Annotated in this window: 16 protein-coding genes; 9 read left to right on the top strand and 7 right to left on the bottom strand. The window is 62.4% G+C overall.

Annotation, left to right across the window (positions count from 1 at the left end; all coding sequences use genetic code 11):
* Positions 1–55 precede the first annotated feature (55 nt).
* Both ACK3BK_RS09790 and ACK3BK_RS09795 read right to left on the bottom strand, forming a co-directional pair.
* A complete protein-coding gene (locus ACK3BK_RS09790; protein WP_411384196.1) occupies positions 56–496 on the bottom strand; it encodes an NUDIX hydrolase in 441 nt (146 codons plus the stop codon).
* A gap of 203 nt (positions 497–699) precedes the next feature.
* Positions 700–2,925: an NADP-dependent isocitrate dehydrogenase gene (locus ACK3BK_RS09795; protein ID WP_186669839.1), complete on the bottom strand. Its 2,226-nt coding sequence runs from the start codon at positions 2,923–2,925 to the stop codon at positions 700–702.
* Between the two features lie 453 nt (positions 2,926–3,378).
* Between ACK3BK_RS09795 and icd the strand changes: the two genes are divergently transcribed.
* Positions 3,379–4,635: an NADP-dependent isocitrate dehydrogenase gene (gene icd, locus ACK3BK_RS09800; RefSeq protein WP_186669838.1), complete on the top strand. Its 1,257-nt coding sequence runs from the start codon at positions 3,379–3,381 to the stop codon at positions 4,633–4,635.
* A 73-nt stretch (positions 4,636–4,708) separates the two neighbouring features.
* On the opposite strand, the gene cspD is transcribed toward icd, so the two are convergent.
* Complete coding sequence (cspD, locus tag ACK3BK_RS09805; RefSeq protein ID WP_186669837.1) at positions 4,709–4,957, bottom strand: cold shock domain-containing protein CspD; 249 nt, start codon at positions 4,955–4,957, stop codon at positions 4,709–4,711.
* Between the two features lie 228 nt (positions 4,958–5,185).
* On the opposite strand from cspD, the gene clpS reads away from it, so the two are divergent.
* Complete coding sequence (gene clpS / locus ACK3BK_RS09810; protein WP_054892333.1) at positions 5,186–5,548, top strand: ATP-dependent Clp protease adapter ClpS; 363 nt, start codon at positions 5,186–5,188, stop codon at positions 5,546–5,548.
* A 30-nt stretch (positions 5,549–5,578) separates the two neighbouring features.
* A complete protein-coding gene (gene clpA, locus ACK3BK_RS09815) occupies positions 5,579–7,849 on the top strand; it encodes an ATP-dependent Clp protease ATP-binding subunit ClpA (protein WP_186669836.1) in 2,271 nt (756 codons plus the stop codon).
* A 222-nt stretch (positions 7,850–8,071) separates the two neighbouring features.
* Here the strand turns inward: clpA and infA are convergent, their stop codons facing one another.
* The 3 genes from infA to aat all read right to left on the bottom strand — a co-directional run bounded on the left by infA (position 8,072) and on the right by aat (position 9,836).
* Entirely contained in the window at positions 8,072–8,290 is a 219-nt protein-coding gene (infA, locus tag ACK3BK_RS09820; RefSeq protein WP_002553999.1) for a translation initiation factor IF-1, read from the bottom strand.
* 102 nt (positions 8,291–8,392) lie between these two features.
* Positions 8,393–9,100 carry an arginyltransferase gene (locus ACK3BK_RS09825; protein WP_186669834.1) on the bottom strand — a complete coding sequence of 236 codons (708 nt, stop codon included), beginning with the start codon at positions 9,098–9,100 and terminating at the stop codon, positions 8,393–8,395.
* Positions 9,101–9,155: 55 nt separating this feature from the next.
* A complete protein-coding gene (gene aat / locus ACK3BK_RS09830) occupies positions 9,156–9,836 on the bottom strand; it encodes a leucyl/phenylalanyl-tRNA--protein transferase (RefSeq protein WP_411384197.1) in 681 nt (226 codons plus the stop codon).
* 409 nt (positions 9,837–10,245) lie between these two features.
* On the opposite strand from aat, the gene ftsK reads away from it, so the two are divergent.
* From ftsK to cysG, 6 genes are all read left to right on the top strand, one after another.
* Entirely contained in the window at positions 10,246–12,660 is a 2,415-nt protein-coding gene (gene ftsK, locus ACK3BK_RS09835) for a DNA translocase FtsK (protein ID WP_186669830.1), read from the top strand.
* 62 nt (positions 12,661–12,722) lie between these two features.
* Positions 12,723–13,346, top strand: coding sequence for an outer membrane lipoprotein chaperone LolA (lolA, locus tag ACK3BK_RS09840; protein ID WP_065864365.1), 624 nt, complete (start codon positions 12,723–12,725; stop codon positions 13,344–13,346).
* Between the two features lie 11 nt (positions 13,347–13,357).
* On the top strand, positions 13,358–14,683 hold the full coding sequence (locus ACK3BK_RS09845; RefSeq protein ID WP_054892327.1) for a replication-associated recombination protein A: 1,326 nt from the start codon (positions 13,358–13,360) through the stop codon (positions 14,681–14,683).
* The gene (gene crcB / locus ACK3BK_RS09850; RefSeq protein WP_054892326.1) at positions 14,680–15,054 is read left to right on the top strand and encodes a fluoride efflux transporter CrcB; all 375 of its coding nucleotides are present in this window, start codon (positions 14,680–14,682) and stop codon (positions 15,052–15,054) included. The genes ACK3BK_RS09845 and crcB overlap by 4 nt, the downstream gene beginning before the upstream one ends.
* Before the next feature lie 31 nt (positions 15,055–15,085).
* Positions 15,086–16,366: a serine--tRNA ligase gene (gene serS, locus ACK3BK_RS09855; protein WP_411384198.1), complete on the top strand. Its 1,281-nt coding sequence runs from the start codon at positions 15,086–15,088 to the stop codon at positions 16,364–16,366.
* Positions 16,367–17,758 carry a siroheme synthase CysG gene (cysG, locus tag ACK3BK_RS09860; RefSeq protein ID WP_186669827.1) on the top strand — a complete coding sequence of 464 codons (1,392 nt, stop codon included), beginning with the start codon at positions 16,367–16,369 and terminating at the stop codon, positions 17,756–17,758.
* A gap of 119 nt (positions 17,759–17,877) precedes the next feature.
* Here the strand turns inward: cysG and ACK3BK_RS09865 are convergent, their stop codons facing one another.
* Positions 17,878–18,837 (bottom strand): glutathione S-transferase family protein, encoded by a 960-nt coding sequence (locus tag ACK3BK_RS09865; RefSeq protein ID WP_411384199.1) that lies wholly within the window; start codon positions 18,835–18,837, stop codon positions 17,878–17,880.
* Between the last annotated feature and the right edge of the window lie 97 nt (positions 18,838–18,934).

The raw sequence follows: 18,934 nt of genomic DNA on the forward strand, positions 1-18,934 counted from the left end.
TACCGATGTGTATCTGGGGGAAAAATTCCGATTCTATCAGGACGGCGCATCCGCGTCAGTCGCGCAGCAGCGAGAGGCTGTGCAGCGGGCCTGCCAGATAGTCGTCAAGGCAGCGTGGCACCAGCTCGCTGCGCCAGCGTGCGGGATCGGCCAGCAGCTCGTCGCGGGTCAGCCACAGGGCGCGGGTGATGTCGCTGTCCAGGGCACGCTTGGGGTGGTGGCGCAGGGGGCGGGCGGCGAAGCAGATACGCTGATAGGTCACGCCGTTGCTCGGCGCAGTGTAGAGGTAGATGCCGACCACGCCGGTCAATTCGACCTCCCAGGCGGTTTCCTCGAGGGTTTCGCGCAGGGCAGCCTGGGGCAGCGTCTCGTTGGCCTCGAGATGGCCGGCGGGCTGGTTGAACACGTGCTGCCCGGCCTTGAACTCTTCGACGAAGAGGAACTTGCCCTCGTGTTCGACGATGGTGGCGACGGTGATGTGGGGTTGCCAGGTCATTTGCGGTGTCCTTTCATAATGTCGGGACCGCGTTGCGGTCCTTCGCGGGCAAGCCCGCTCCCACAGGTGCAGTGCAGGTCTCACAGGCAGCACTTCTCTTGTGGGAGCGGGCTTGCCCGCGAAGGGCTGCGCAGCAGCCCCAATCCCAGAAAGCACAAACCCCGGTGCGTGGCCGGGGTTTGTGCTGTTACTTCAAGCGAACCTTACAGGGCGGCGATGGCGCTGTTCAGGGTCTGGCTTGGGCGCATCACCTTGGCGGTCAGCTCGGCATCGGGGGCGTAGTAGCCACCGATGTCGGCCGGCTTGCCCTGGACGGCGTTGAGCTCGGCGACGATGGTCGCTTCGTTCTCGGTCAGGGTCTTGGCCAGTGGGGCGAAGCGTGCCTGCAGGGCAGCGTCGTCGCTCTGGGCAGCCAGGGCCTGGGCCCAGTAAAGGGTCAGGTAGAAGTGGCTGCCGCGGTTGTCGATACCGCCGACCTTGCGCGAAGGCGACTTGTTGGTGTCGAGGAACTTGCCGGTGGCCTGGTCCAGGGTGTTGGCCAGGACCTTGGCGCGTGGGTTGTCGTAGGTGTTGCCCAAGTGCTCGAGCGAGGCGGCCAGGGCCAGGAATTCACCCAGCGAGTCCCAACGCAGGAAGTTCTCTTCGACCAACTGTTGCACGTGCTTGGGGGCCGAACCGCCGGCGCCGGTCTCGAACAGGCCACCGCCGTTCATCAGCGGCACGATCGACAGCATCTTGGCGCTGGTGCCCAGTTCCATGATCGGGAACAGGTCGGTGAGGTAGTCGCGCAGCACGTTGCCGGTCACCGAGATGGTGTCCTTGCCTTCGCGGATGCGAGCCAGGGAGAACTTGATGGCGTCGACCGGGGCCAGGACGCGGATGTCCAGGCCAGTGGTGTCATGGTCCTTCAGGTACTTCTGGACCTTCTCGATCATCACACCGTCGTGGGCACGAGCCGGGTCCAGCCAGAACACCGCCGGAGTGTTGCTCAGGCGGGCGCGGTTGACAGCCAGTTTCACCCAATCCTGGATCGGTGCGTCCTTGGTCTGGCACATGCGGAAGATGTCACCGGCTTCGACGCTCTGTTCCAGAACGACGTTGCCCTTGCCATCGACCACGCGCACGACGCCGTCGGCCTTGATCTGGAAGGTCTTGTCGTGGGAGCCGTACTCTTCGGCTTTCTGCGCCATCAGGCCAACGTTCGGCACGCTGCCCATGGTGGTCGGATCGAAGGCGCCGTTTTTCTTGCAGTCTTCGATGGTGGCCTGGTAGATGCCGGCGTAGCAGCGGTCCGGAATGATCGCCTTGGCGTCTTGCAGCTCGCCTGCGGTGTTCCACATCTTGCCCGAGTCGCGGATCATCGCTGGCATCGAGGCGTCGACGATGACGTCGCTCGGTACGTGCAGGTTGGTGATGCCCTTGTCGGAGTTGACCATGGCCAGGGCTGGACGCTCGGCGTACAGGGCCTGGATGTCGGCTTCGATCTCGGCCTGCTTGTCGGCTGGCAGGTCCTTGATGCGGGCATACAGGTCGCCGATGCCGTTGTTGGCGTTGAAGCCCACTTCAGCCAGCGCAGCCGCGTGCTTGGTCAGTACGTCGTTGTAGAACTCTTCGACGATGACGCCGAACATGATCGGGTCGGAAACCTTCATCATGGTGGCTTTCAGGTGCACCGACAGCAGTACGCCAGAAGCCTTGGCATCGGCGATCTGCTCGGCGATGAAGGCTTTCAGGGCCTTGCGGCTCAGGGTGGCGCAGTCGATGACTTCGGCGGCCTTGACGGCGGTTTTCTCTTTCAGGACGGTGGTGGAACCGTCCTTGGCGACCAGTTCGATGCGCAGGCTGTCGTCAGCCTCGATCAGTGCGGCTTTCTCGCTGCCGTAGAAGTCGCCCTGGGTCATGTGGGCAACGTGCGACTTGGAGTCGGCGGCCCAGGCACCCATCTTGTGCGGGTGCTTGCGTGCGTAGTTCTTGACCGACAGCGGTGCACGACGGTCGGAGTTGCCTTCGCGCAGTACCGGGTTCACGGCGCTGCCCTTGATGCGGTCGTAGCGCGCGCGGGACTCTTTCTCTTCTGCGGTGGCCGGCTCGTCGGCGTAGTCGGGGATGTTGAAGCCCTTGGCCTGCAGTTCCTTGATCGCCGCCTTCAGCTGTGGAACCGAAGCGGAGATGTTCGGCAGCTTGATGATGTTGGCTTCAGGGGTGGTGGCCAGCTGACCCAGTTCCGCCAGGTGATCGCCTACCTGCTTCTCTGCGCCCAGTTGCTCCGGGAACGCCGCGAGGATACGGCCAGCCAGGGAAATGTCGCGGGTTTCGACAGCGATGTCAGCCGAAGCGGTGAAGGCTTCGATGATCGGCAGCAGCGAGTAGGTGGCGAGGGCGGGGGCTTCGTCGGTGAAGGTGTAGATGATCTTGGAACGGGTGGGCATGCGGGTTAACTCTCTATGTGCTGAGCGTACTCGAGTCTCGAGGTGCGCAGGGTAGGCGCTTCGCCCTGGCGACGCCATGAGCGGATGGTCGAGAGGCTGCGAGCGGTGATGGTGGATGCATCAGTCGAGCGTCAAATGCTGGGATGCGGTAACAGCCCAGGCTTTCTGGCCTTTCCTGGCCGAGGGCGAGCCGCATTTTCCAAGGGTTCGCCCCGATGACCCTGCGGTCAGGGCCGGAGTATATCAAACCCTTTGGGCTAATCAGCAAGGCGAAGTGATATCGACGCCTTTATAAGACCAAAGATGTACGGGCAATGTGGCGTAGTGACGCACCATCGGTGGCGCATTCTTCGCGGGCAAGCCCGCTCCTACAGCTTGCAGGTCGGCGGATGTGGTTTAGGCTGATTGGATCGCATGATGTCCAACCACACCCGACAGCGGAGTAGTGCAAGCATGGGATACCAGAAAATCAAGGTTCCGACGGATGGCGCCAAGATCACCGTCAATGCAGACCATTCGCTCAACGTTCCCGATAACCCGATCATCCCCTACATCGAGGGCGACGGCATCGGTGTCGATGTCTCTCCGGTCATGATCAAGGTGGTGGATGCCGCCGTGCAGAAGGCCTATGGCGGCAAGCGCAAGATCGCCTGGATGGAGGTGTACGCCGGCGAGAAGGCCACTCAGGTCTATGACCAGGATACCTGGCTGCCCCAGGAAACCCTCGATGCGGTGCGCGACTACGTGGTGTCGATCAAGGGGCCACTGACCACGCCGGTTGGCGGCGGTATCCGCTCGCTGAACGTCGCCCTGCGCCAGCAGCTCGACCTGTACGTCTGCCTGCGCCCGGTGCTGTGGTTCCAGGGCGTGCCCAGTCCGGTGAAGAAGCCTGGCGATGTCGACATGGTGATCTTTCGCGAGAACTCCGAGGATATCTACGCCGGTATCGAGTGGAAGGCCGGCTCGCCGGAGGCGAACAAGGTGATCAAGTTCCTGAAGGAGGAAATGGGCGTCACCAAGATCCGTTTCGACCAGGACTGCGGCATCGGGGTCAAGCCGGTCTCCCGCGAAGGCACCAAGCGCCTGGTGCGCAAGGCCCTGCAGTACGTGGTGGACAACGATCGCGAGTCGCTGACCCTGGTGCACAAGGGCAACATCATGAAATTCACCGAGGGTGCGTTCAAGGACTGGGGCTACGAAGTGGCGAAGGACGAGTTCGGCGCCGAGCTGCTCGATGGCGGTCCGTGGATGAAGTTCCGCAATCCGAAGACGGGGCGCGAGGTCATCGTCAAGGACGCCATTGCCGATGCCATGCTCCAGCAGATCCTGCTGCGCCCGGCCGAGTATGACGTGATCGCCACGCTCAACCTCAATGGCGACTACCTGTCCGACGCGCTGGCGGCGGAGGTGGGCGGCATCGGCATTGCGCCGGGTGCGAACCTTTCCGATACCGTGGCCATGTTCGAGGCGACCCACGGGACGGCGCCCAAGTATGCCGGGCAGGACAAGGTCAATCCAGGGTCGGTGATCCTGTCTGCCGAAATGATGCTGCGGCACATGGGCTGGACCGAAGCGGCCGACCTGATCATCAAGGGCACCAACGGCGCAATCGCCGCCAAGACCGTGACCTACGACTTCGAGCGCCTGATGGACGGCGCCAGGCTGGTGAGCAGCTCGGGTTTCGGTGATGAGATGATCAAGCACATGTGAGGTAACAAAAAAACCGGCCGCTCCTTGTATAAAGAAGCGGCCGGTTTTTTCGTATACGGCAGAAGGTAAGGGGTCAGGCCTCGGCTGTCCGGCTCGCTTGAGGGCTGTCAGCTGTGGCGCCGGCGTTTTTGATATTGACCGCGTGCAGTCCCTTGGGGCCTTGGACGATGTCGAAGGATACGCTCTGGCCGGCCTTCAATGTCTTGTAGCCGTCCATCTGGATCGCCGAGTAGTGGGCGAACAGATCGTCTGTCTTGCCCTCTTCGTTGATGAACCCATAGCCCTTGGCATTGTTGAACCACTTGACTTTACCGCTTGCCATCCCTATGTCCCTCTGCAAAGGACTCCATCACTGGAGTATCATCCACTTCATCCGCATACGAACCGTGCGAAAAATCTGGTTGACTGCGCGGATCTTTATAGACCACGGTGGGTTCTTATTGGTTGTAACACCGTTTTGCCGATAGTCAAGGTCATGCGGCGGCCGCTCCTGCGGTGACTGCGCGGTCAATCCATTACCCTAACCTGTCGATATGATGAAATTCTTTCCATGCATGCACTCAGGCAGATTCGACTAACATTCAATCAGGATCATCCGAAGTCCGATGAGGACGACGGTGCAGGTCTGGCAGTGCAGGAAGCCAAGCCGATCCTGCAGGCGCCACCGATGTACAAGGTGGTTTTGTTCAACGATGACTACACGCCGATGGATTTCGTCGTCGAAGTGCTCGAGACGTTCTTCAGTCTGAACCGCGAGCTGGCGACCAAGATCATGCTGACCGTCCATACCGAAGGGCGGGCAGTGTGCGGATTGTTTACCCGGGACATCGCCGAGACCAAGGCCATGCAGGTCAATCAATACGCAAGAGAAAGCCAGCATCCGCTACTCTGTGAAATCGAGAAGGACGGTTAATCGCCGACCACTTGGGTATGAGGTGAAGCTATGTTAAACCGCGAGCTCGAAGTCACCCTCAATCTGGCCTTCAAGGAGGCCCGTTCGAAGCGTCATGAATTCATGACCGTCGAACACCTGTTGCTGGCACTCCTTGACAATGAGGCCGCCGCGACCGTTCTGCGCGCCTGTGGCGCCAATCTCGACAAGCTCAAGCATGACCTGCAGGAGTTCATCGATTCGACCACGCCACTGATTCCCGTCCACGACGAGGATCGCGAAACCCAGCCTACGCTCGGTTTCCAGCGTGTGCTGCAGCGCGCCGTTTTCCACGTGCAAAGCTCCGGCAAGCGTGAAGTGACCGGCGCCAATGTGCTGGTGGCGATCTTCAGCGAACAGGAAAGCCAGGCCGTGTTCCTGCTCAAGCAGCAGAGCGTGGCGCGCATCGATGTGGTCAACTACATCGCCCATGGCATCTCCAAGGTGCCGGGGCACGGTCCGCATACCGACAGCGACCAGGAAATGCAGGATGAGGAAGGGGGCGAGGCGTCCTCGTCCAGCAACCCGCTGGACGCCTATGCCAGCAACCTCAATGAACTGGCCCGTGCCGGTCGTATCGATCCGTTGGTGGGGCGTGAGCAGGAGGTCGAGCGCGTCGCGCAGATCCTGGCCCGCCGTCGCAAGAACAACCCGCTGCTGGTCGGTGAGGCGGGTGTCGGCAAGACTGCCATCGCCGAAGGCCTGGCCAAGCGCATCGTCGACGGCCAGGTGCCCGACCTGTTGGCACAGAGCGTTGTCTACTCGCTCGACCTGGGTGCCCTGCTGGCCGGCACCAAGTACCGCGGCGATTTCGAGAAGCGCTTCAAGGCGCTGCTGGGTGAGCTGCGCAAGCGGCCGCAGGCGATCCTGTTCATCGACGAGATTCACACCATCATTGGTGCCGGTGCGGCATCCGGTGGGGTGATGGATGCGTCCAACCTGCTCAAGCCGTTGCTGTCCTCCGGAGATATCCGCTGCATCGGTTCGACCACCTTCCAGGAGTTTCGTGGCATCTTCGAGAAGGACCGTGCCCTGGCGCGGCGTTTCCAGAAGGTCGATGTCAGTGAGCCGTCGGTGGAAGATACCGTGGGTATCCTGCGCGGCCTGAAGGGGCGTTTCGAAAGCCACCACAACATCGAGTACAGCGATGAGGCCCTGCGTGCAGCTGCGGAGTTGGCTGCCCGCTACATCAACGATCGGCACATGCCGGACAAAGCTATCGACGTGATCGACGAGGCGGGTGCCTATCAGCGCCTGCAGCCGGAAGCCAGCCGGGTCAAGCGCATCGAGGTGCCGCAGGTCGAGGACATCGTCGCCAAGATCGCGCGGATTCCGCCGAAGCACGTCACCAGTTCCGACAAGGAGCTGCTGCGCAACCTGGAGCGTGACCTCAAGCTGACCGTGTTCGGCCAGGATGCGGCGATCGACTCGCTGTCCACCGCCATCAAACTTTCGCGTGCAGGCCTGAAGGCACCGGACAAGCCAGTTGGTTCGTTCCTGTTCGCAGGGCCTACCGGTGTCGGCAAGACCGAGGCTGCGCGTCAGTTGGCCAAGGCGCTTGGGGTGGAGCTTGTGCGCTTCGACATGTCCGAGTACATGGAACGGCACACCGTGTCGCGCCTGATCGGCGCGCCGCCCGGCTATGTCGGTTTCGACCAGGGCGGTCTGCTGACCGAGGCGATTACCAAGCAACCACACTGCGTGCTGCTGCTCGATGAAATCGAGAAGGCCCACCCTGAAGTCTTCAACCTGCTGCTGCAGGTGATGGACCACGGTACGCTGACCGACAACAACGGGCGCAAGGCAGACTTCCGCAATGTGATCCTGATCATGACCACCAACGCGGGTGCCGAAACCGCGGCGCGAGCCTCGATCGGCTTCACCCAGCAGGACCACACGTCCGATGCCATGGAAGTCATCCGCAAGAGCTTCACGCCGGAGTTCCGCAACCGCCTGGACACTATCATCCAGTTCGGCCGCCTGAGCCACGAGACGATCAAGAGTATCGTCGACAAGTTCCTCATCGAACTGCAGGCTCAGCTGGAAGACAAGCGCGTGTTGCTGGAGGTCAGTGACGAGGCGCGCGGCTGGCTGGCCGTCAAGGGCTACGACGTGCAGATGGGGGCGCGACCGATGGCGCGACTCATCCAGGACAAGATCAAGCGGCCTCTGGCCGAAGAGATCCTGTTCGGCGAGTTGTCCGAGCACGGTGGCGTGGTGCATGTCGAGTTGCGTGACGGTGAACTGGTCTTCGACTTCGAGACCACGGCCGAGGTTGCGTGACAGCTGTGCCTGCGCAGGCAGCTGCCTTGTTCAAAATTCAAAGGCTGGCCCAATCCCTGTGGGAGCGGGCTTGTCCCGCGAACACGGGCGTAGCCCGTGCCAGGCAGCTCGGTGTCTTTTTCGCAGGCGGGTACGCTCCTGCAGCCCTGTGAAGCCGCTCCTTGCGATTGCGCAGATACAAAAAAGCCCGGCACATTGGCCGGGCTTTTTCATGGCTGGAGCTTAGCGCGCACGGTAAGTGATGCGGCCCTTGCTCAGGTCGTACGGCGTCAGTTCGACGCGGACCTTGTCGCCAGTGAGAATACGGATGTAGTTCTTGCGCATCTTGCCGGAGATGTGCGCGGTAACGACGTGCCCGTTTTCCAACTCCACGCGGAACATGGTGTTGGGCAGGGTGTCGACGACAGTGCCTTCCATTTCGAAGCTGTCTTCTTTCGACATGCAGTAAAGCCCTCGGTATCCAGAGATGGCCCGACGCACGACTGCACCGGGCAAAAAAGTGGCGTGGATTATGCCCGAAAACTGTGTTTCAAGCCAATGCTTTCAGTTGAGGCTGACCCAACGCTGGTTGATCAGCAATTCGATGGGGCGATACTGGGTCTTGTAGTTCATCTTCTTGCAGTTCTTGATCCAGTAGCCCAGGTAGACCGCCTCGAGATTCTGCCGCAGTGCCTCGGTGATTTGCCAGAGAATGGCAAAGCGCCCCAGGCTGCGACGTTCTTCATCGGGCTCGTAGAAGGTGTAGACCGCCGAAAGGCCGTTAGGCAGCAGGTCGCATACGGCGATCGCCAGCAGGCGGCCTTCGAGGCGGAACTCGTAGAACCAGCAGAATGGCAGGTCGCGCACCAGAAAGGTGGAGAACTGGTCGCGGCTGGGCGGGTACATGTCGCCATCCGAGTGGCGCTGTTCGATGTAGCGTCGATACAGGTCGAAGTACTCTTCCTTGAACGCCGGGCGCGCAGCGGTGACGGTGAGGTCGGCGTTGCGCTTGAGGATGCGCCGCTGCTGGCGGTTGGGGATGAAGCGTGCTGCAGGGATGCGAGCCGGTACGCAGGCATTGCAATTCTGGCAGTGCGGGCGGTAGAGATGATCGCCGCTGCGACGAAAGCCCATTTCCGAAAGGTCGGCGTACACATGTACGTCCATCGGCTGGCTAGGGTCCAAGAACAGCGTGGTCGCCTGCTCCTCCGGCAGATAGCTGCAGGAGTGAGGTTGAGTGGCATAGAACTTCAACCGCGCCAACTCTGTCATGATTGACCCCTCGGCAAGACGTTGTCTTAAGTGTATGCCAGCAATGGGAACTCGCCTAGCGAACCCAGGTTGCCTTGCAGGGCTGGTCGAGGTGGCGCGCCAGGTAGCGGGCGAACTCGGCGCGGCTGATGGCACGGGCGCCGAGGCTGTGCAGATGGTTGGTCGGCATCTGGCAGTCGATAAGGGCAAAGCCAGCCTGGCGCAGGTGCTCGACCAGGGTGGCGAAGCCGACCTTCGAAGCGTTGTCGGCGCGACTGAACATGGACTCTCCGAAGAACAGCTGGCCCATGGCCAGGCCATACAGGCCGCCGACCAGCTCGCCATCCTGGCGCACCTCCACCGAATGGGCGATGCCGCGTCGATGCAATTCACAGTAGGCGGCCCGCATGCTGTCGGTAATCCAGGTGCCGTCAGCATAGTCGCGGGGTGCGGCGCAAGCGGCGATGACCCGTTCGAAGTCGCTGTCGAAAGTGACCTGGTAGCGGCCCTGGCGTATGAGCTTGGCCAGTGAGCGCGAAACGTGCAGTTCGTCCGGGAACAGCACGGTGCGCGGATCCGGTGACCACCAGAGGATGGGCTGGCCGTCCTGATACCAGGGGAAGCAGCCATGGCCATAGGCCTGGACCAGGCGCTCGGGCGTCAGGTCGCCACCGGCGGCGAGCAGGCCGTTGGGCTCGTGCAGGGCTTTTTCCAGGGGCGGGAAGGTCAGCGAGTCGCGGGTCAGCCAGGTGAGCATGGTCTTTCGGCGGTGGGGGAGGGGAGCGTGCAGCATGGCGGCTGCAAGAAGTGTGGTCAACGTCTGGTCTTGTGCTGCCTGGGGGAGGTTGCCGGCGGCCAGGGTTGGTCCCTGCCCGTCATGCGTGGTTTTGGCGCAGCGTTTGAGGCGGTTTCCTACGCATTAGTGAGCCATCCGGCACCAACCCGGACATTTGCTGTCATACCTGTGCAAAAATACAGCATAAGCCTTTGTCACAGAACAAAATGCATGCTCAAATTGCACCCATGGAAATCGGCCCTCTGTTCATGTGCCATGCGGCGTGCCGCCATGGCGGCGGGCGGGCAGTAATGATAAAAGTAGTGGTTCGTCGGCCAGTCATCGGCTCGATCACTATTTAACGCGCAGCGAGCGCAGGAATAGACGCGTTTTGAAGAAATCCACCGCAACCCCGACCCCTTTGCCCGTGCCGTTGTGGCGCCAGCAGTTGCATTACCGCCTCAAGGAGGGCGCGCTGATCGCCGTCGGTGCCCTGTGCCTGTATCTGTGGATGGCGCTGCTGACCTACGACACCTCCGACCCAAGCTTCAGCCACACCAGCAACGTCGACCAGGTGCAGAATGCTGCCGGTCGCGCCGGTGCCTTCTTCGCCGACATCCTGTTCATGGTGCTCGGCTACTTCGCCTACATTTTCCCGTTGCTGCTGGCAATCAAGACCTGGCAGATCTTTCGCGAGCGCCACCAGCCCTGGCAGTGGAGCGGCTGGTTGTTCTCCTGGCGCCTGATCGGCCTGGTATTCCTGGTGTTGTCGGGCGCGGCGCTGGCGCATATCCATTTCCACCCTCCCGCGAGCATGCCGTTCTCCGCTGGCGGCGCCCTGGGTGAAAGCCTGGGGGACCTGGCGCGCAACCTGCTGAACGTGCAGGGCAGCACGCTGATGTTCATCGCCCTGTTCCTGTTCGGCCTGACCGTGTTCACCGACCTTTCTTGGTTCAAGGTCATGGACCTCACCGGCAAGATCACCCTCGACCTGTTCGAACTGGTGCAAGGTGCGGCCAACCGCTGGTGGGAGGCGCGGAACGAGCGCAAACGCCTGGTGGCGCAACTGCGCGAGGTGGACGACCAGGTCGATGAAGTGGTCGCCCCTGTGGTTACGGACAAGCGCGAGCAGGTCAAGGCCCGCGAGCGCATCATCGAGCGCGACGAGGCCCTGACCAAGCATGTGGCCCAGCGCGAGCAACAGCCGGCGCCAGTGATCAATATCCCGGCCCCGGTCAAGGCGCCCGAACCGAGCAAGCGGGTGATGAAGGAGAAGCAGGCACCGTTGTTCGTCGACAGCGCCGTGGAAGGCACGCTGCCGTCGATCTCCATCCTCGACCCGGCCGAGCAGAAGAAAATCGAGTATTCGCCCGAGTCGCTGGCCGGCGTCGGTCATCTGCTGGAAATCAAGCTGAAGGAGTTCGGTGTCGAGGTGTCGGTGGACTCCATCCATCCGGGCCCGGTGATTACTCGTTACGAAATCCAGCCGGCTGCAGGTGTCAAGGTCAGCCGCATCGCCAACCTGGCGAAGGACCTGGCGCGTTCGCTGGCAGTGACCAGCGTGCGGGTGGTCGAGGTGATTCCCGGCAAGACCACCGTGGGCATCGAGATTCCCAACGAGAACCGTCAGATGGTGAGGTTCTCCGAGGTCCTGTCCTCGTCTCAATACGACGAAGCCAAGTCGCCGGTCGCCCTGGCGCTGGGGCATGACATCGGCGGCAAGCCCGTGATCACCGATCTGGCCAAGATGCCGCACTTGCTGGTGGCCGGTACTACCGGTTCCGGTAAATCGGTGGGTGTGAACGCGATGATCCTGTCGATCCTGTTCAAGTCCGGCCCCGAAGATGCGCGGCTGATCATGATCGACCCGAAGATGCTCGAACTGTCGATCTACGAAGGCATTCCGCACCTGCTGTGCCCGGTGGTCACCGACATGAAGGACGCCGCCAACGCCCTGCGCTGGAGCGTCGCCGAGATGGAGCGCCGCTACAAGCTGATGGCCGCCATGGGCGTGCGTAACCTGGCGGGCTTCAACCGCAAGATCAAGGATGCCCAGGAAGCGGGCGAGGTTATCCACGATCCGCTGTACCGCCGCGAGAGCATGGAAGACGAGCCGCCGACGCTGAAAACCCTGCCGACCATCGTGGTCATCGTCGACGAGTTCGCCGACATGATGATGATCGTCGGCAAGAAGGTCGAAGAGCTGATCGCCCGAATCGCCCAAAAGGCGCGGGCGGCGGGTATTCACCTGATTCTCGCTACCCAGCGTCCATCGGTCGATGTGATCACCGGTCTGATCAAGGCCAACATTCCTACCCGCATGGCGTTCCAGGTGTCGAGCAAGATCGACTCGCGGACCATCATCGACCAGGGCGGTGCCGAACAGTTGCTCGGCCACGGTGACATGCTCTACATGCCACCGGGTACCAGCCTGCCGATCCGGGTCCATGGTGCGTTCGTATCCGACGATGAAGTGCACCGTGTGGTCGAAGCCTGGAAGCTGCGGGGGGCGCCGGACTACAACGACGACATCCTCAACGGCGTCGAAGAGGCTGGCAGCGGCTTCGAAGGTGGTGGCGGCGGTGGCGATGGCGACGATGCGGAAACCGACGCCCTGTACGACGAAGCGGTGCAGTTCGTGCTTGAAAGCCGTCGTGCATCGATTTCAGCGGTACAGCGCAAGCTCAAGATCGGCTACAACCGTGCCGCGCGGATGATCGAGGCGATGGAGATGGCCGGTGTGGTCACTCCGATGAACAGCAACGGCTCGCGGGAAGTGATTGCCCCAGGTGGCCCGCGCGATTGATGATCACTTTGTCGGGCGCCAACGACGGCGTCCGGCCTATTCACTGCTCAATGAGGATTCCCATGCGCGCGATTCGCATGCTGTTGGTTTCTGCCCTGACCCTGGGCTCGGTTACCGCTTATGCCGGTGAGCAAGATGTACAGCGCCTGACCCAGTTGCTGGAAAAGTCCCAGACCATCGAGGCCAACTTCTCTCAGTTGACTCTGGATGCCAGCGGCACCAGCTTGCAGGAAACGACCGGCAAGATGACGGTCAAGCGCCCGGGGCTGTTCTACTGGCACACCGATGCACCGCAAGAGCAGGTGGTGGTGTCCGATGGCCAGAAAGTCACCCTGTGGGACCCGGACCTGGAACAGGCCACGGTCAAGAAGCTTGATGTGCGTTTGAGCCAGACCCCGGCGTTGCTGCTGTCCGGCGATGTCTCCAAGATCAGCCAGAGCTTCGACATCGCGTCGAAGGAGCAGGGCGAGGTCATGGACTTCACCCTCAAGCCCAAGACCAAGGACACGCTGTTCGACTCCCTGCGCATCTCGTTCCGCAAAGGGCTGATCAATGACATGCAACTGATCGACAGCGTCGGTCAGCGCACCAACATCCTGTTCAACGGGGTCAAGGCCAACCAGGCTGTCCCGGCGAGCACGTTCCAGTTCAAGATCCCGGAAGGCGCCGACGTCATCCAGGAGTAACGCGAGGCATCATGGACCTGTTTCGAAGCGAACCCGTTGCCCAGCCTCTGGCTGCTCGCCTGCGTCCGTCCAACCTGGATGAGTACGTGGGCCAGGAGCACTTGCTGGCGCGTGGCAAGCCGCTGCGTGAAGCGCTGGAGCAGGGTGCGCTGCACTCGATGATCTTCTGGGGGCCGCCGGGAGTTGGCAAAACCACGCTGGCCCGGCTGCTTGCGCAGTTCTGCGATGCGCATTTCGAAACGGTCTCGGCGGTGCTGGCGGGGGTCAAGGAAATCCGCCAGGCCGTCGAGGTGGCCAAGCAGCAGGCCGGCCAGTATGGCCGGCGCACCATCCTGTTCGTCGACGAAGTGCACCGCTTCAACAAGTCCCAACAGGATGCCTTTCTACCCTACGTCGAAGACGGCACCTTGCTGTTCATCGGCGCCACCACTGAAAACCCCTCGTTCGAGCTGAACAACGCCTTGCTGTCACGGGCTCGGGTCTATGTACTCAAGAGCCTGGACGAAGCGGCCCTGCGCAAGTTGGTCAACCGTGCGCTGACCGAAGAGCGTGGGCTGGGCAAGCGCAACCTGCGGGTCGGCGATGAGGCGTTCAAGATGCTCATGGCCGCTGCCGATGGCGATGGTCGGCGCATGCTCAACTTCCTCGAGAACGCTTCCGACCTTGCCGAGGATGGCAGCGAAATCGACGTGCAGATGCTGCAAAGCCTGCTTGGCGACAGCCGCCGCCGCTTCGACAAGGGCGGCGAGGCGTTCTATGACCAGATATCGGCGCTGCACAAGTCGGTGCGCGGCTCCAACCCCGACGGCGCGCTGTATTGGTTCGCGCGCATGCTCGACGGCGGTTGCGATCCTTTGTACATCGCCCGCCGCGTGGTGCGCATGGCCAGCGAGGACATCGGCAACGCCGACCCCCGTGCACTGAGCCTGTGCCTGGCGGCCTGGGATGTCCAGGAGCGCCTGGGCAGCCCCGAGGGCGAGCTGGCAGTGGCGCAGGCCATCACCTACCTGGCCTGCGCACCCAAGAGCAACGCTGTCTACATGGGCTTCAAGACCGCCCTGCGCGAGGCCGCCGAGCACGGCTCGCTCGAAGTGCCACTGCACCTGCGCAACGCACCGACCAAGCTGATGAAGCAACTGGGCTATGGCGACGAATACCGCTACGCCCACGATGAGCCAGACGCCTACGCTGCGGGCGAAGACTATTTCCCCGACGAGCTCGAGCCACGCCCCTATTACCAGCCAGTGCCACGAGGCCTGGAATTGAAGATTGGCGAGAAACTGCGCCACCTTGCCGAACTGGACCGCAACAGCCCTCGTCAACGGAGAAAAACGTGATTGCTCTGATCGCCTCGGTGAGCGCCGCCGGTATTGCTGGCACCTTGCTTCGCTTTGCTGCGGGCAACTGGGTCAATGCCCACTGGCCACGACACTTCTATCTCGCTACGCTTGCGGTCAATCTGGTGGGCTGCCTGATCATCGGTGTGCTGTACGGCCTGTTTCTCAACAAGCCCGGCGTGCCGATCGAGGTGCGTGCGGGGCTGATCGTCGGCTTCGTCGGCGGGCTGACCACCTTTTCGTCCTTTTCACTGGATACCGTGCGCCTGCTCGAAAGCGGACAGGCGCCCCTGGCCTTCGGCTATGCCGCCGCCAGCGTGCTGGGCGGGCTGCTCGCCACCTGGGCCGGCCTGGCCCTGACCCGAATCTGAACCAACACCTAAAACACAACGAGAGAACGATATGCTCGATTCCAAACTGTTACGCGGCCAACTTCAGGAAGTGGCGGATCGCCTGGCCTCCCGTGGCTTCAGCCTGGATGTCGCGCGCATCGAATCACTGGAAGAGCGCCGCAAGTCGGTGCAGACCCGCACCGAGCAGCTGCAGGCCGAGCGTAATGCCCGTTCCAAATCCATCGGCCAGGCCAAGGCAAAGGGCGAAGACATCGCCCCGCTGATGGCGGATGTCGAGCGCATGGCCAATGAGCTTGCAGCCGGCAAGACCGAGCTGGACGAGATCCAGGCCGAGCTCGACGGCATCCTGCTGACCATCCCCAACCTGCCGGACGCCAGCGTGCCGGTCGGCGCCAGCGAAGACGACAATGTCGAAGTGCGCCGCTGGGGCACGCCGCAGGCCTTCGACTTCGAGATCAAGGATCACGTTGCCCTGGGTGAAGTCAGTGGTGGCCTGGACTTCGAGGCCGCGGCCAAGCTGTCCGGCGCTCGCTTTGCCGTGCTGCGTGGGCCGATTGCCCGCCTGCACCGCGCCCTGGCGCAGTTCATGATCAACCTGCACACCGGCGAGCACGGCTACGAGGAGCACTACACCCCTTACCTGGTACACGCCCCGGCCCTGCAGGGCACCGGCCAGTTGCCGAAATTCGAGGAAGACCTGTTCAAGATCACCCGCGAAGGCGAGGCCGACTTCTACCTGATCCCGACCGCCGAAGTGTCGCTGACCAACCTGGTAGCGGGCGAGATCCTTGACGCCAAGCAGCTGCCGCTGAAACTGGTGGCCCACACCCCGTGCTTCCGCAGCGAAGCGGGCGCATCGGGTCGTGACACCCGCGGCATGATCCGCCAGCACCAGTTCGACAAGGTCGAGATGGTCCAGGTGGTGGAGCCGTCCAAGTCCATGGAAGCCCTTGAAGGCCTGACCGCCAACGCCGAGCGCGTGCTGCAGTTGCTGGAGCTGCCATACCGCGTGCTGGCCCTGTGCACCGGCGACATGGGCTTCGGCGCCGTGAAGACCTACGACCTGGAAGTGTGGGTGCCGAGCCAGGGCAAGTACCGCGAAATCAGCTCCTGCTCCAACTGCGGCGACTTCCAGGCCCGCCGCATGCAGGCCCGCTGGCGCAACCCGGAAACCGGCAAGCCGGAGCTGGTGCACACCCTCAACGGCTCCGGCCTTGCAGTGGGCCGCACGCTGGTTGCGGTGCTGGAGAACTACCAGCAGGCCGATGGTTCGATTCGTGTGCCTGAGGTGCTCAAGCCCTACATGGGCGGCGTCGAGGTTATCCGCTAAATGAAGTACCTGCCGCTGTTCCATAAGCTGCAGGGCGGCCGGGTACTGGTCGTCGGCGGCGGTGAGATCGCCCTGCGCAAGGCGCGCCTGTTGGCGGATGCCGGCGGCGTGCTGCGGGTGGTCGCGCCGGAAGTCGACGGCCAGTTGGCCGCGCTGGCCAGGGAAGGCAGCGGAGAGGTGCTGGTGCGCGGCTATCAGGTCGCTGACCTGGAGGGTTGCCGTCTGGTGATCGCCGCCACTGATGACCCGGGGCTCAACGCACAGGTATCGGCGGACGCACAGGCGCGCAACCTACCGGTCAACGTGGTGGATGCACCGGCCCTGTGCACGGTGATCTTCCCTGCCATCGTCGATCGCTCGCCGTTGGTGGTGGCGGTTTCCAGTGGCGGCGATGCGCCGGTGCTGGCACGTTTGATCCGGGCCAAGCTCGAGACCTGGATTCCGTCCACCTACGGCGAGTTGGCAGGCCTGGCCGCGCGTTTTCGTGACAAGGTCAAGGCGCTGTACCCGGACGTCAACCAGCGTCGCGGCTTCTGGGAGACTGTGTTCCAGGGGCCGATCGCCGAGCGGCAGTTGGCCGGGCAGGGCGCCGAAGCCGAGCGGCTGTTGCAGGCCATGGTCGATGGCGCGCCTGTACAGCAGGGTGGCGAGGTCTATCTGGTCGGTGCCGGCCCTGGTGATCCCGACTTGCTGACCTTCCGTGCCCTGCGCCTGATGCAGCAGGCCGACGTGGTGCTTTACGACCGTCTGGTGGCCCCGGCCATCATCGAGATGTGTCGGCGTGATGCCGAGCGCATCTATGTCGGCAAGCGCCGCGCTGACCATGCTGTGCCCCAGGACCAGATCAACCGCCTGTTGGTCGATCTGGCCCGCCAGGGGAAGCGGGTGTTGCGCCTGAAGGGCGGCGATCCGTTCATCTTCGGCCGTGGCGGCGAGGAGATCGAGGAACTGGCCGACGAGGGCATCCCCTTCCAGGTCGTGCCGGGTATCACGGCGGCCAGCGGCTGTTCGGCCTACGGTGGTATTCCACTGACTCACCGCGACTACGCCCAGTCGGTGCGCTTCGTCACGGGCCATCTCAAGGACGGCACCAGCAACCTGCCCTGGAATGACCTGGTGGCGCCAGCCCAGACACTGGTGTTCTACATGGGCCTGGTAGGCTTGCCGACCATCTGCGCCGAGTTGATCCGTCATGGCCGTGCGGCAAGCACGCCGGCAGCGCTGGTGCAGCAGGGCACGACCCGCAATCAGCGCGTGTTCACCGGGACCCTGGCAGACCTGCCGGACCTGGTGGCCCGGCATGAAGTGCATGCGCCGACCCTGGTGATCGTTGGGGAAGTGGTGCAGTTGCGTGACAAGCTGGCCTGGTTCGAAGGGGCGCAGAACAGCTGATCACTGGGGCCACTTCGTGACCCATTCGCGGGCAAGCCCGCTCCCACAGGTACTGCGCAGCTTTACACCTGTGGGAGCGGGCTTGCCCGCGAATGGGCTGCAAAGCAGCCCCAATGATTTCAACCCTGCCATATGCCCTTGCCCGCCAACCGCTCACGATCATGGGGCAATGTGAAGTCCTGCAGTGGCCCTTTGGGTACGATGCCGTTCGGGTTGATGGTCTTGTGGCTCATGTAGTAGTGCTTCTGGATATGTTCCATATCCACCGTCTGCGCCACCCCTGGCCACTGATAAAGCTCGCGTAGCCAGTTGCAGAGGTTCGGGTAGTCCGCCAGCCGCCGCAGGTTGCACTTGAAGTGCCCGTGATACACCGCGTCGAAGCGCACCAGCGTGGTGAACAGCCTTACATCCGCCTCGGTCAGGTATTCGCCGGCCAGGTAGCGCTGGCTGTCGAGCAGCGCTTCCAGGTGATCCAGCTCGTTGAACACCTCATCGAACGCTGCCTCGTACGCCTCCTGGGTCGTGGCGAAGCCTGCGCGATACACGCCGTTGTTCACCGCGGGGTAAATACGTTCGTTGAGCGCATCGATGGTGTTGCGCAGTGGCTCGGGGTAGAGGTCCAGGCGATTGCCGGTCAACTCGTCGAACGCGCTGTTGAAGATGCGGATGATTTCCGCTGACTCGTTGTTGACGATGCGCTGCTCTTGCTTGTCCCACAGGACCGGTACGGTCACTCGGCCCGTGTAGTGCGGATCATCCACGGTGTAGCGTTGATGCAGGTACTGTAGGGCGTCGAGATGATCGCCGGTCGAGCCCTGTGCGATGTCGAAGGTCCAGCCGTGCTCGCCCATCAGCCAGCTCACCACAGATACGTCGATCAGTGGCTCCAGGCCCTTGAGTGCGCGGAAGATCAGGGTGCGGTGCGCCCATGGGCAAGCCAGTGAAACATACAAGTGGTAACGGCCTGCTTCGGCCGCAGGCAGCGCATTGCGGCGCTGGGCGTTTTCGCGGCGGAAGGCGCCATCCTTGCTGTTCTGGTACCACTGGTCATGCCAGCGGCCGTCGATCAAAAGGCCCATGTGGAGCTCCAATTACCAAATAGTCTGTCGTTGGAGCTCAGTCTAGGGCATACCGTTCGAATAAATAGCGCAAATATCGCCAGTTATTGATCGACTG

Source organism: Pseudomonas sp. L7 (genome assembly GCF_046605565.1).
GTDB lineage: Bacteria > Pseudomonadota > Gammaproteobacteria > Pseudomonadales > Pseudomonadaceae > Aquipseudomonas > Aquipseudomonas wayambapalatensis.